At 50.7% G+C, this 12,819-nt stretch carries 12 protein-coding genes, 1 pseudogene and 1 riboswitch; of the genes and pseudogenes, 6 read left to right on the forward strand and 7 right to left on the reverse strand.

The features are described 5' to 3' along the window. The coding region (locus tag FHD02_RS24750) for an IS1 family transposase (protein ID WP_001623223.1) at positions 1 to 60 on the reverse strand (60 nt) is incomplete at its 3' end. A gap of 60 nt (positions 61 to 120) precedes the next feature. Between FHD02_RS24750 and FHD02_RS16985 the strand changes: the two are divergent. Both FHD02_RS16985 and FHD02_RS16990 read left to right on the forward strand, forming a co-directional pair. Continuing rightward, positions 121 to 2,310, forward strand: a pseudogene (locus FHD02_RS16985) (fimbrial biogenesis outer membrane usher protein); the annotation flags it as partial. 8 nt (positions 2,311 to 2,318) lie between these two features. After that, positions 2,319 to 3,299 carry a fimbrial protein gene (locus FHD02_RS16990; protein WP_137360800.1) on the forward strand — a complete coding sequence of 327 codons (981 nt, stop codon included), beginning with the start codon at positions 2,319 to 2,321 and terminating at the stop codon, positions 3,297 to 3,299. A 69-nt stretch (positions 3,300 to 3,368) separates the two neighbouring features. Here FHD02_RS16990 and FHD02_RS16995 read toward each other — a convergent pair whose 3' ends face one another. After that, positions 3,369 to 3,695: an RcnB family protein gene (locus tag FHD02_RS16995; protein ID WP_137360801.1), complete on the reverse strand. Its 327-nt coding sequence runs from the start codon at positions 3,693 to 3,695 to the stop codon at positions 3,369 to 3,371. 243 nt (positions 3,696 to 3,938) lie between these two features. Then, positions 3,939 to 4,035: riboswitch (TPP riboswitch) on the forward strand. 31 nt (positions 4,036 to 4,066) lie between these two features. Between FHD02_RS16995 and thiM the strand changes: the two genes are divergently transcribed. Genes thiM through FHD02_RS17010 form a run of 3 tightly spaced genes read left to right on the forward strand, consistent with a single transcriptional unit; the run spans position 4,067 to position 6,440 of the window. Further along, positions 4,067 to 4,855, forward strand: coding sequence for a hydroxyethylthiazole kinase (gene thiM, locus FHD02_RS17000; RefSeq protein ID WP_137360802.1), 789 nt, complete (start codon positions 4,067 to 4,069; stop codon positions 4,853 to 4,855). Further along, on the forward strand, positions 4,852 to 5,652 hold the full coding sequence (thiD, locus tag FHD02_RS17005; RefSeq protein WP_137360803.1) for a bifunctional hydroxymethylpyrimidine kinase/phosphomethylpyrimidine kinase: 801 nt from the start codon (positions 4,852 to 4,854) through the stop codon (positions 5,650 to 5,652). The genes thiM and thiD overlap by 4 nt, the downstream gene beginning before the upstream one ends. 41 nt (positions 5,653 to 5,693) lie before the next feature. Continuing rightward, positions 5,694 to 6,440: a GntR family transcriptional regulator gene (locus FHD02_RS17010; protein ID WP_137360804.1), complete on the forward strand. Its 747-nt coding sequence runs from the start codon at positions 5,694 to 5,696 to the stop codon at positions 6,438 to 6,440. Here FHD02_RS17010 and FHD02_RS17015 read toward each other — a convergent pair. Genes FHD02_RS17015 through FHD02_RS17025 form a run of 3 tightly spaced genes read right to left on the reverse strand, consistent with a single transcriptional unit; the run spans position 6,414 to position 9,657 of the window. Continuing rightward, complete coding sequence (locus tag FHD02_RS17015) at positions 6,414 to 7,382, reverse strand: PfkB family carbohydrate kinase (protein WP_220394117.1); 969 nt, start codon at positions 7,380 to 7,382, stop codon at positions 6,414 to 6,416. The two genes, FHD02_RS17010 and FHD02_RS17015, sit on opposite strands and share 27 nt — an antisense overlap. Continuing rightward, positions 7,379 to 8,383 (reverse strand): ADP-ribosylglycohydrolase family protein, encoded by a 1,005-nt coding sequence (locus tag FHD02_RS17020; protein WP_137360806.1) that lies wholly within the window; start codon positions 8,381 to 8,383, stop codon positions 7,379 to 7,381. Before FHD02_RS17020 ends, FHD02_RS17015 begins: the two co-directional genes overlap by 4 nt. Then, positions 8,380 to 9,657, reverse strand: a complete 1,278-nt coding sequence (locus FHD02_RS17025; RefSeq protein ID WP_042307390.1) for a nucleoside permease — start codon at positions 9,655 to 9,657, stop codon at positions 8,380 to 8,382. Before FHD02_RS17025 ends, FHD02_RS17020 begins: the two co-directional genes overlap by 4 nt. A gap of 251 nt (positions 9,658 to 9,908) precedes the next feature. On the opposite strand from FHD02_RS17025, the gene fbaB reads away from it, so the two are divergent. After that, positions 9,909 to 10,961 (forward strand): class I fructose-bisphosphate aldolase, encoded by a 1,053-nt coding sequence (fbaB, locus tag FHD02_RS17030; RefSeq protein ID WP_137360808.1) that lies wholly within the window; start codon positions 9,909 to 9,911, stop codon positions 10,959 to 10,961. A 21-nt stretch (positions 10,962 to 10,982) separates the two neighbouring features. Here the strand turns inward: fbaB and yegS are convergent, their stop codons facing one another. Next, positions 10,983 to 11,882, reverse strand: coding sequence for a lipid kinase YegS (yegS, locus tag FHD02_RS17035; RefSeq protein WP_042307392.1), 900 nt, complete (start codon positions 11,880 to 11,882; stop codon positions 10,983 to 10,985). Positions 11,883 to 12,013: 131 nt separating this feature from the next. Beyond that, the gene (gene artJ, locus FHD02_RS17040; protein WP_042307394.1) at positions 12,014 to 12,745 is read right to left on the reverse strand and encodes an arginine ABC transporter substrate-binding protein ArtJ; all 732 of its coding nucleotides are present in this window, start codon (positions 12,743 to 12,745) and stop codon (positions 12,014 to 12,016) included. Between the last annotated feature and the right edge of the window lie 74 nt (positions 12,746 to 12,819).

The following is a 12,819-nucleotide window of genomic DNA, read 5'->3' on the forward strand; positions in this document are numbered from 1 at the left end:
GTTACGCACCACCCCGTCAGTAGCTGAACAGGAGGGACAGCTGATAGAAACAGAAGCCACTGGAGCACCTCAAAAACACCATCATACACTAAATCAGTAAGTTGGCAGCATCACCATGAGATCGATAAAACCCAGACATGTCTGACGCTTAAGCAAATGGTTCAAGGAGGAAGCTATAGTTGGAATATAGGAAAATTTCAGTTAAACCTTAGCGTACCCCAGGCTTATGTAGATGAATTGGAAAATGGTTATGTTCCCCCAGAAAACTGGGACCGTGGAATTAATGCTCTTTATACTTCTTATTACCTTAGTCAGTACTACAGCGACTATAAAAATTCTGGTAATAGTAAAAGCACCTATGCTCGTTTTAACAGTGGACTGAATCTGCTGGGCTGGCAGTTACATTCAGATGCCAGCTATACCAAAGCTCAAGACAGTAGCGGTGAGTGGAAAAGTAATACTTTTTACCTTGAGCGTGGGATCTCGCAAATTCTCGGTACTCTGCGTGTCGGGGATATGTACACATCGTCTGATATTTTTGACTCTGTGCGCTTTCGCGGAGTGCGAGTGTACCGTGATATGCAGATGTTACCGAACTCAAGGCAAAATTTTACGCCATTGGTTCAGGGGATTGCACAGAGTAATGCGTTAGTGACTATTGAGCAGAACGGCTTTGTGGTTTACCAAAAAGAGGTACCGCCAGGTCCGTTTTCTATCGCTGATTTACAACTGGCGGGCGGTGGTGCTGATCTTGATGTCAGTATTAAAGAGGCCGATGGGTCAGTAACGACCTATCTGGTACCGTTCTCTTCTGTCCCGAATATGCTGCAACCTGGTGTATCCAAATATGATTTTGTCGCTGGTCGCAGCCATATTGAGGGTGCAAGTAACCAAACCGATTTTACCCAGCTAAGTTATCAATATGGGTGGAATAACCTCTTGACGTTATACGCCGGTACGATGCTCGCTGATAACTACAATTCGTTTACGTTAGGGACTGGCTGGAATACCCGAATTGGCGCCATCTCCGTGGATGCGACGCGTTCGCACAGTAAACAGGATAATGGCGATGTATTTGATGGGCAAAGCTATCAAATTGCTTATAATAAATATTTAACACAAACCGCCACGCGTTTTGGCCTTGCTGCCTATCGATACTCATCACGGGATTACCGAACGTTTAACGATCACGTTTGGGCTAATAATAAAGACAGCTATCATCGTGATGAAAATGATGTTTATGACATTGCAGATTATTACCAGAATGATTTTGGCCGTAAAAATAGTTTTTCTGCAAACATCAACCAATCTTTACCAGTCGGCTGGGGGTCTGTGTCACTGAGTACACTATGGCGCGATTATTGGGGGCGTAGCGGCAGCAATAAAGATTATCAGTTGAGTTATTCCAATACATGGCAACGGATCAGTTATACGTTTTCTGCCAGTCAGACTTATGATGAAAATCATCGCGAAGATAAGCGGTTTAACTTTTTTATCTCTATTCCGTTTGAATGGGGAGATGATATTACTTCAAGAAGCCGACGTTTATATGTATCCAATTCAACAACTTTTGATGATGACGGCTTTGCCTCAAATACGACCGGGCTTTCAGGAACGATTGGCGATCGCGACCAGTTTAACTACGGTGTCAACCTGAGTCATCAGCGTCAGGACAGCGAAACGATGGCTGGTGCCAACCTAACGTGGAATGCACCGCTTGCTACGCTAAACGGCAGCTATAGCCAGTCAAATAAATATATGCAAGCCAGCGGCAATATTTCAGGCGGGGTGTTGGCATGGTCTGGCGGAGTGAATCTGGCTAATCGTCTCTCAGATACCTTTGCTATTCTTCAGGCTCCGGGACTGGAAGGGGCCTATGTTAACGGGCAACGATACCGTACCACGAACCATAACGGTGTAGTGTTATACGATACTATTACCCCCTATCGGGAAAATAACCTGATGCTGGATATTTCAAATACGAACAGTGAAACCGAGTTGATGGGGAATCGACACAGTACCGCTCCCTATCGGGGTGCCGTGGTGTTGGTTAAATTTGAGACCGATCAACGTCAGCCATGGTTTATTCGTGCGTTGCGTCCAGATGGTTCACCGCTGACGTTTGGCTATGAAGTTGAAGACAGCCATGGACAAAATATTGGTGTGGTAGGTCAGGGAAGTCAGCTTTTTATTCGTACCAACCAAGTACCGCCGGAGATAAAAGTGGCGGTCGATAAACAACAGGGACTTTCATGCGCAATCACCTTCGATAAAACGATTGATGAAAGTAAAGTTTATATTTGTCGGTGAGGTGATACATGAAAAAGTATTACATAATGTTGGTTTTATTATTTCCAATGATGTCTTACGCAACTTGCTCGGGAACGCAAGAAAAAGATGCTAACATTAGTTTCACATTAACGGACCAAGGGGAGACTAAAAATTTCAATACGAATTTTGATGGGAGTTTTAGTTGTTATAGCTCTGGAGATAAAATTTATATAGCCAATAGCCTACAAGATTATATAGTTGAATTGCAAAATTCTTCAGGCGGGAAATCTATATATATTAAATTAAATGCTTCTGTCGGGGGGGAATCGCCAATACCTACGCCAGGTTCAGTATTTCCCAGTCGTGATTATTCAGCAGCAGATCTGTTTAATACAAAAGATATTCAACTTAAGGTTGAATATGTCGACGCTCCTGGTAATGTAAAACAGCGGTTTTCTAACACCAGCACCTTTACTATTGATGATGCGATTATATTTTCATCAAATTCCAGCTGTAGTTTGACAAATATTTTAGCATGTTTACTAGGTCTGAATGCTTCATTTTCGCAAAAAATAACCTTCAATATAACGCATAAACCGACAACCTGTAAGTTTTTACAGTCTGATTATGCTATTACTTTACCGAATATTTCTATGAAAGATTTACAGGCTGGTAGATATGGAGAAAATGTTTCTGATACTCTCAAGCTAGAATGTAACGGTGTGTATAGTGTAGCAACAAATCCTGTAACACTTAAAGTTTCTTCTGGCGATTGGTCGGATGATGGACTTACCCTGAAAAACACTTTACCTGATGGTGCGCAAGGAGTGGGATTTAATATCTACAGTGGTTCAGATACCAGTGTCCCCTTAAAAAACGGATCTGTTTTAAAAAGAATAGAAAAGATGGGGGCGGTTGATAAATATTATAATTTTATAGTTAGTGCCAGGTATGCACGAATTAATAATGAACCGTTGCGAACAGGGAAAGTGCAAAGCAAGGTTGTTTTTACTATTACATATGATTGATTTTTCATGAAATTTAGAACACGAATTGCCTCTTGGACAGTACGTGTTCTTCATTTTAATTAAATACCATTATCGATGATAAAAAACCTCGCCATCGTAGGCTTTAATGATCTTAGCATCGGCATCATTGACCAGCACATACGCGCCGCCCATATAGGTCCAGTGGGTACCTGCCGTCGGTGCGGGCAGGTTGCGCAGATTCCACTGTTTTATGGTGTATTCTTCGGTGAGATACAGTGGTGGAACTTTGTCACCGGGTTTGAAATGGGTGAAGTCAGCAATAAAACTTTTTAGCTCATATTGATCAATACCCTTTGCGGCAGCAGTAGCTGTAGGCGCGGCCCAGACAGTGCTGGTTACGAGCAACAGCGCGCCCAGCAACATTTTCTTCTTCATACCCATCCTCTCTACCTGTTCGGGTCATCAAAATCAGTCATGTATGATTCCTGGCTAACAGGACATCTGACAAGCACTATTTTGTTATCACTCCAGTAATTTCGTAAAAAGTGTAAATGAAAGTACAGAAATCAGGCAACTGTGACCAGAGGTTTAGCGGCGAAGCATCAGCGTGCCGTGCCGATTTACATCATCAGACACAGACAGTATCCTGTTGCTGAAACCAGCATATTACGTTTGTGTTTCAACGACTCGGGGTGCCCTTCCTGGTGAAGGCTGAGAAATACCCGTACCACCTGATCTGGATAATGCCAGCGTAGGGAAGTCTGACACTGCTCGTGTCCCTTCTTCGCGCGGGCAGGAGCTGAACCATGCAGCCTGACCTGCACAGCCGCGCGCTCGCGGCCCACGCCTTACACCAATTTAGAACGCTTTCCCCCCTTGTACACTGTATGACCAATGAGGTCGTGCAAAACTTTACCGCCAATACGCTGTTGGCGTTAGGCGCATCACCTGCGATGGTGATTGAGCCCGAGGAAGCCAGCCAGTTTGCGGCTATCGCCAGCGCGTTGCTGGTTAACGTCGGCACGCTAACCCGAGAGCGGGCCACGGCGATGCGCGCTGCCGTTGAGCAGGCACACCTTGCCAGAACTCCCTGGGCGCTCGATCCCGTTGCCGTGGGCGCACTCGATTTTCGCCGCCGATTTTGTCTGGATTTACTGTCGCTACAGCCAGCCGTAATTCGCGGTAATGCCTCAGAAATACTGGCGCTGGCGGGAATGAACAGTGGGGGCCGTGGCGTGGACACGACCGATACGCCAGCGGCTGCGCTTGGTGCTGCTCAGGCGCTGGCTCGTCGGGTTGGAACCATTGTCGTGGTGACCGGCGAAGTGGACTATGTTACCGATGGTCAGCGTACCGTCTGCGTGAATGGCGGCGATATATTGATGACGCGCGTAGTCGGCACAGGATGCGCGCTATCTGCGGTCGTTGCGGCCAGCTGTGCCTTGCCCGGCGACCGGCTTGATAACGTCGCTTCCGCCTGTAGCTGGATGAAACAGGCCGGACAAATCGCCACGCAACAATCGACCGGACCGGGCAGTTTTGTCCCGGCATTTCTCGACGCCCTCTATAACCTGAACGCGCAGGAGCAAGCATGAAACGGATTAACGCATTAACGATCGCCGGAACCGATCCCAGCGGTGGCGCGGGTATTCAGGCTGATTTAAAAACTTTCTCCGCGCTTGGCGCTTACGGCTGTTCGGTGATCACCGCGTTGGTGGCGCAAAATACGCGCGGGGTGCAGTCGGTGTATCGCATTGAACCTGACTTTGTTGCCGCACAACTGGACTCGGTGTTCAGCGATGTACGTATCGATACCACCAAAATCGGCATGCTGGCGGAAGCGGATATTGTTGAAGCGGTGGCCGAACGTTTGCACCGCCATCGGGTGCAAAATGTGGTGCTGGATACGGTGATGCTGGCGAAAAGCGGCGATCCGTTACTGTCGCCCGCGGCGGTAGAAACGCTGCGTACCCGTTTGCTGCCGCAGGTTTCAATTATCACCCCAAATTTGCCGGAGGCAGCGGCATTGCTCGGCGTATCGCATGCGCAAACTGAGCAGGAGATGTTAGAACAGGGAAGGGAGCTGCGAGCGCTGGGCTGTGAGGCGGTGCTGATGAAAGGCGGTCATCTGGAGGATGTGCAAAGCCCGGACTGGCTGTTTACCCGTGATGGCGAACAGCGTTTTACTGCGCCAAGGGTGATGACCAAAAATACCCACGGTACCGGTTGTACTCTTTCCGCAGCGCTGGCGGCGCTGCGTCCACGGCATAACAACTGGGCCGATACGGTACAGGAGGCCAAACTGTGGCTTTCGGCGGCGCTGGCACAAGCCGACACGCTGGAAGTGGGCGAGGGAATTGGTCCGGTGCATCATTTCCACGCGTGGTGGTAATGAGTATACTGACTGCAGAAACGGCTGCAGGAAAAAGATAAATGGAACAAGCGCATACCCAGCTTATCGCGCAACTGAATGAACGCATTGCAGCGGCAGATAACACGCCGCTGTATATGAAATTTGCGCAAACGGTGAAAAACGCTGTGCGCAGCGGGATCCTTGAGCATGGCAATATCCTGCCCGGCGAGCGCGATCTCAGTCAGTTGACCGGCGTGTCGCGAATTACGGTACGCAAGGCGATGCAGGCTCTGGAGCAAGAAGGCGTGGTGACACGCGCCCGCGGTTACGGGACGCAGATCAACAACATCTTCGAGTATTCGCTCAAAGAAGCGCGGGGTTTTTCGCAGCAGGTTGTTTTACGCGGCAAAAAACCGGATACGCTGTGGGTCAACAAGCGCATTGTGCCTTGTCCGGAAGAGGTGGCGCAGCAGTTGGCTGTTGCCGTCGGGAGTGAGGTCTTCCTGCTCAAACGTATTCGCTATGTCGATGAAGACGCCGTTTCCATTGAAGAGTCATGGGTACCTGCCCAACTAATCCATGATGTGGATGCCATCGGCGTTTCGCTGTATGAGTATTTCCGCAGCCAGCATATCTTCCCGCAGCGTACGCGCTCACGCGTCAGCGCCCGGATGCCAGACGCGGAGTTCCAGGCACACATTCAAATGGACAGCAAAGTGCCGGTGCTGGTGATCAAGCAGGTAGCGCTTGACCAGCAGCAACGGCCCATTGAATACAGCATCAGCTATTGCCGAAGCGATCTATACGTCTTTGTGTGCGAGGAGTAACGCCTCTCGCGAGGGGGCGCAATCGCCGCCGCGATGCCCGACTACCCAGGAAGCCACCGCATTGCCCAGCAGTACCGCATCAGCCAGCGACCAGCCTGACGCCAGTCCGGCCAGCATGCCGCCAGCGTGGCTGTCGCCCGCGCCAATGGTATCAACGACGGTGGTCTTAAATGCTGGCACGCAACCGGATGTTTGCGCGCTGAAATACCACGCGCCGTCTTTATCGTGGCGTATCACCACCGGCGCGGCGAAACGGCGCACCCACTCAACGCCAAAACCTTCTACATCCTGGCTTAATGCAAACCGCTCGGCGGCAATTTCGGCCTCCTGTCGATTGAGCGATACTAGCGGGCGGCAGGCCATGATTCGCGCCATTAAGTCGTCTGAAATATCGCCGATTCGCGGACCAAAATCGATAAATGGCGTCACGTCTTCCAGACCTTCCAGCCACTGGACCAGCAGCTCGCCACATGGAGAGGTTAACTGATAGCCTGACAGATAGACCAGGCTGTTACGCGGGATGTTCAGACGCGCCAGCCAGTCGGCGTTCCACTGGTTTTCGACGCCGCTAAAAGACATAAAGGTACGTTCGCCATCCGGTTCCACCAGCGCCAGACACCAGCCGTTATCGCCTTCCGCGTTGTCGATCAGGCTGTGCAATCCCTCTTTTGCCATCCGGTTGCGGATAATATCGGCCCATACCCCCTGACCCAGCGGTAGCGCATTGCTGGCGTTGATCTCTAAACGCCTGAGCGCCACGGCAATATTGAGCGCGCAGCCGCCAATGTTAACGCCTTGCTGTTTAAGCTCGATATCACATCCGCGCCAGGGGAGGGCATACGCATCGGCAATCACATCAATGACCGCCGCCCCCACCACCGTGACCGGCCTGTGTGAACCTAACTGCGGGAGAAGGTGTTGCAGACGCGTGGTGCTGTTCATAACGCCTCCCGTTGCCCGCGCAGTCGTAGTAATCCATTGGCATAGCGGGTAAAATCTAACTGATTTACCGCATCCAGTTCCTGTTTCAATGCCGGGTCAATCGCGCTTACGCCGTGCAACGCACCGCAAATAGCGGTCGCCATTGCCCCGATGGTGTCGGTATCGCCGCCAAGATTCGCGCACAGAATGGCGCAGCGGTTAGGATCGGTCTGCGCCAGTTCGACCATCGCGATGGCGCAGGACACGGACTCAATGGTGCTGGTCCCGGCCCCAACCACCTGGTACAACTGCTCGCTGGCGGACTCAATGCCATCGGTATGACGGACGATTTTCAGCGCCAGTTCAAGACGGGCAGAGAGCGAGGCGCTAAAGGTGGTGATCCGTTTTTGCTGCGCATGTCGGGCAATGGCAGGTAGCGCGTCAACAATCTCCGACCATTTTCCTCCGTCGATAGCACGCGACACCGCCCATGCGATGACGACTGCGCCGGCGATAGCCAGATCCGATTTATGCGTCGGGCTGGAGGCCAGTGCCACGTCATCAATAAAGGTATCGAGATCGCGCGCGGGCAGCAGACATCCCAGCGGCGAAACGCGCATTGCCGCCCCGTTAGTGACGCCATTATTTTCCAGTTCGGCAACTGGTTTACCGTTGCGAATGGCATTTAGCGCAATTTTTGACGTTGGACCAAGCACGTTTTTATTAAAAGCATCGAAACGTTCGGCCCAGGCCAGAATATTGCGGCCAATAACGTCTGGGACTATCTTTCCGTCACATTCAAGCAGGGCATCAGCCAGACACAAGGCCATGGATGTGTCATCGGTAAATTCCGCCTGGTTAAAATAGCAGGCGGCATTATTTTCCGCAGGTCCAGGCAAGAAACGGTCGATCCAACCGAAGTGTGCTTTTACCCGGGTTCTTGGCCACAGTTCCGACGGCATGCCCATCGCATCCCCTAACGCCTGCCCATAAAGAGCACCGAGAATACGTTCTGCTTTCATTTCACTTCCCCTTGTTTCAACGCTACATCGCGATCGTCCACCTTAATGGCGGTAATTTCTTTGTCTGATTCGCGAAAGAAAATCATAAACAGCACGGCGATGACGGCGATCATGATCGCGCCAAATCCCCACATGCCCGCCCAGTTGAAGGTGAGACCATTAACCGGTTCCTTATAGGCAAACATTTTTTCCATCATTACGCCGCCCAGGCGATAACCCAGCAGGCTGCCGAATCCCTGACAGCAGAGCGTGATAAGCCCTTGTGCTGCGGTGCGCATGTGTACCGGCGCTTTTTTATCGACATAGATATAGGCCGTAACGTAGTAGAAGTCATAACTGACGCCGTGTAGCAGAATGCCGAGAAACAGCAGGGCATAAGTGAAATATTCTTCCGCACCGCCGTAAACGAAGAATCCGTAGCGGATAGCCGCAGTAATAAGACCAAGCAACAATACCTTTTTAATGCCAAAGCGTTTGGTGAAGAACGGCAGCGCCAGCATAAAGAAGATTTCAGAGAACTGGCCCAGCGTCATCCAACCGGTGGCATTTTTCATCCCAACTTCTGTCAGATAACCGTTGGCGAAGATGTAATAAAACGCCAGCGGCATGGCAAACAGGAATGAGCAACAGAAAAAGACGAGGAAGTTCTTATCCCGCAGCAGGATCAGCGCATCCAGCCCCAGCATGACTTTGAAATCCATCTTGCCGGTACTTTTCGGCGGCGTATCCGGTAAAAAGAACGCAAAAACGCCTAACAGCGCGGAACTTCCGGCCGTGACAAGCAGGGGAATATTGGTGGGGGAAATATCGCTATAGCCGAGCATTTGCGGCAAGAAGCCGCAGGCCAAACCAGACGCAATCCAGCCAATGGTGCCCATCACGCGAATGCGTGGGAAATCACGCTCAACGTCCGGTACGTTGGCAAAAGCGATACTGTTGGTTAACGCAATTGTCGGCATGTAGGTCAGTGAATAGGCCAGTAACAGCGGGAAGAATCCGCTGAAGGTGGTTTGCTGCGCGGCGAAGTACATCAGGATAGCGCCGACAAACATCAACACGGCGAGGACTTTTTGCGCTGAGAAGAAGCGGTCAGTGATAGAGCCGACCAGAATCGGCGACAGGATCGCGGCAATGGCGGTACAGGCGTAAGACCAACCAATTTCACCCGCGGTAAAGCCACTTTTGCTGAGCCACAGCCAAAGTGGGACAAACCAGGCGCCCCAGATAAACCACTCAACAAACATCATGAACGACAGCTTAACTGTAGTTTTCATCTTTAAATCCTTCATGACAGGTAAGGTACGCGTTGATAGTACCACTTGATAATACCTTTAAAATACCTTTGTGGTCTAAATTTGACCGCCTTAACACTATTTCTTCCTGAATCGTTCCAGCGGAAATCGCTGAAAAGTGCGCTAAAGATGGAAAAAAAGCGCAGTCGGTACCAGGCTTATTGCTGCCCGCAAAAAGCGGGTCAGGATAATTCACATTCCGATTATTAATCGGAACTTACGGGAGCATAGCTATGACTGATATTGCGCAGTTGCTTGGCAAAGATGCCGACAGCCTTTTACAGCATCGTTGTATGACCATTCCTTCTGACCAACTTTACCTGCCAGGACATGATTACGTCGATCGCGTAATGGTTGATAACAACCGTCCGCCAGCCGTACTGCGTAATATGCAGACGCTGTATAACACGGGCCGTCTGGCCGGAACAGGGTACCTGTCGATTCTTCCGGTGGACCAGGGCGTGGAGCATTCCGCCGGGGCATCGTTTGCGGCTAACCCGTTGTACTTTGATCCAAAGAATATCGTGGAACTGGCAATCGAAGCAGGGTGTAACTGCGTGGCATCGACCTATGGCGTGCTGGCTTCTGTTTCCCGCCGTTACGCGCACCGCATTCCGTTCCTTGTGAAGATTAACCACAACGAAACGCTCAGTTATCCCAATACGTTTGACCAGACGCTATACGCCAGCGTCGAGCAGGCGTTCAATATGGGCGCGGTTGCGGTTGGGGCGACAATCTATTTCGGTTCTGAGGAGTCTCGCCGTCAGATTGAAGAGATTTCTGCCGCGTTTGAGCGTGCCCATGAACTGGGTATGGTCACCGTACTGTGGGCTTATCTGCGTAACTCCGCGTTTAAGAAAGACGGCGTGGATTATCACGTCTCCGCCGATCTCACCGGTCAGGCTAACCATCTGGCGGCCACCATTGGGGCGGATATTGTGAAGCAGAAAATGGCGGAAAATAACGGCGGATACAAAGCCGTTAACTTTGGCTACACCGACGATCGCGTCTACAGCAAGCTGACCAGCGATAACCCGATTGACCTGGTACGCTATCAGTTGGCGAACTGCTATATGGGGCGCGCCGGATTAATTAACTCTGGCGGCGCTGCCGGTGGAGAAACCGATCTGAGCGATGCGGTACGTACGGCGGTCATTAATAAACGCGCTGGCGGTATGGGGCTGATCCTTGGACGCAAAGCTTTCAAGAAAACCATGTCCGACGGCGTTAAGCTGATTAACGCCGTGCAGGATGTTTATCTGGACAGCAAAGTCACCATTGCCTGATTCCGGCGGGGTGCCGTTTTGTTAGCGTAACAACGGGCAACCCGGCGGCAGTCTGCAACGTAGCGCCGCGGGCAGGATTTCAATATGAAATTCCTGTCCGCTGAGCGGTTCGCCATCAAGATTAAAGGTAATTTCGTGTGGGGCGCGGATATCAAACCACGATGAAGCGCCATCAATGATATTAGGGTTGTCTTCAGATTGCGTTAACGCTGAAAGCAGCCCAGGCAGCAACTCCTCGCCGGTGAAAATGCGCAGTTGCAGCAGACCGTCGTTAATCAGCGCCGTCGGGCAAAGCTGTTGTCCACCACCGGCCTGGCGGCCATTACCAATCCCAATCACCAGCGCTTTGCCCTGCCAGTGAAAATCTTCTCCACGGATGTCGCAGACGTCGGGCTTGAGCGTATCCATGCGCATTAAACCGTGAATAAAATACGATACGCCGCCCAGCGCGGCTTTGAGTTTTTCTGGCGTTTCGGTGGTGATGCGTGTACCGAAGCCGCCGGTCGCCATATTGATAAAACAGGTTTTATCATTGACCTGTACCATATCAATTTCAGCGGCATTTGCGGCAATAGCCAGCTTTAACGCTTTATCAAGGTCGTCGGGTATACCCACGCTGGTGGCAAAGTCATTCGCCGTTCCCAACGGTAAAATACCCAGGGCGGGAATATTGCCACCCTGCGACTGGATTAGCGCTGTAGAGACTTCGTTGATCGTGCCGTCGCCGCCGCCGGCAATCACCGTTGCAACGCCTAATCGACGCGCTTCATCCACGTAACGTTGAGCGTCGCCTTTTTCCCAGGTGACGCGAACATGGATTTCCACACCCTCATCACGCAGATTTGCAATGGCGTCACGTAGGGGAAGATTATCAGCACTTTTTCCATTGAGGATCAGCAAGCTGGCAGGAAACGCTATCATCCTTATGCCTCATTCTTTATCGTTTTAACTAGTGTATGCCATGAATGCATTTATGGCGTAAGAACTGACTGAAAGCGCAGACGAAGAGATAAAAAAAAGCCGCGGTTGCGGCTTTTCAGATTGAGCGGAAATTACTGCGGGAACCACTGATCGCTGATTTTTTGGTAGGTGCCGTCCGCTTTGATGGCGGCCAGCGCGTTATTCAGTTTTTCCAGCAGGGCTTTGTTATCCGGGCGAACCGCAATGCCAAGACCGGTACCGAAGTATTGTGGGTCGGTCACTTTGTCGGTAGCCACGCCTAATTGCGGGTTAGTTTTCAGCCACTCGTTAACGACGGCGGTATCGCCAAATACGCCATCAATACGGCCATTTTTCAGGTCGATAATCGCATTCTGATAGCTGTCATAGGCCACGGTTTTCACTTCAGGATGTTTGTCCTGCAGGTATTTCTGGTGCGTGGTGCCGTTTTCCATACCGATGCGTTTTCCTTTCAGATCGGCAAAGGTTTTATAGGTATCTTTTTTGGCAATAACCAGCGCGGAGTTAGCATAGTAAGGCTGAGTGAACGCAACCTGTTTGCTACGCTCAGGCGTGATATCCATTCCGGAAATCACTGCATCATATTTTTTGAATTTCAGCGCGGGGATCAGGCTGTCGAAAGCATGATTGGTAAAAGTACATTCCGCCTGCATTTGTTTGCACAGCGCCGTTGCCAGGTCAATGTCAAAACCAACAATTTTGTTGCTCGCGTCCAGCGATTCAAATGGCGGATAAGTCGCTGATACACCAAAGCTAATTTTATCAGCGGCTGAGGCGCCAGCGGCGAAAGTAGCCAGTAATGCGGCCAGTACTAACTTTTTCATGGTGGAACTCCCGTCTGTCAATCTTATGATGATTTACCGTGTCTGCGGCGTGAATTAACAATGCCATTTAATGA

This window comes from Citrobacter sp. EC_71 (assembly GCF_019584005.1).
Lineage (GTDB): Bacteria > Pseudomonadota > Gammaproteobacteria > Enterobacterales > Enterobacteriaceae > Citrobacter > Citrobacter werkmanii.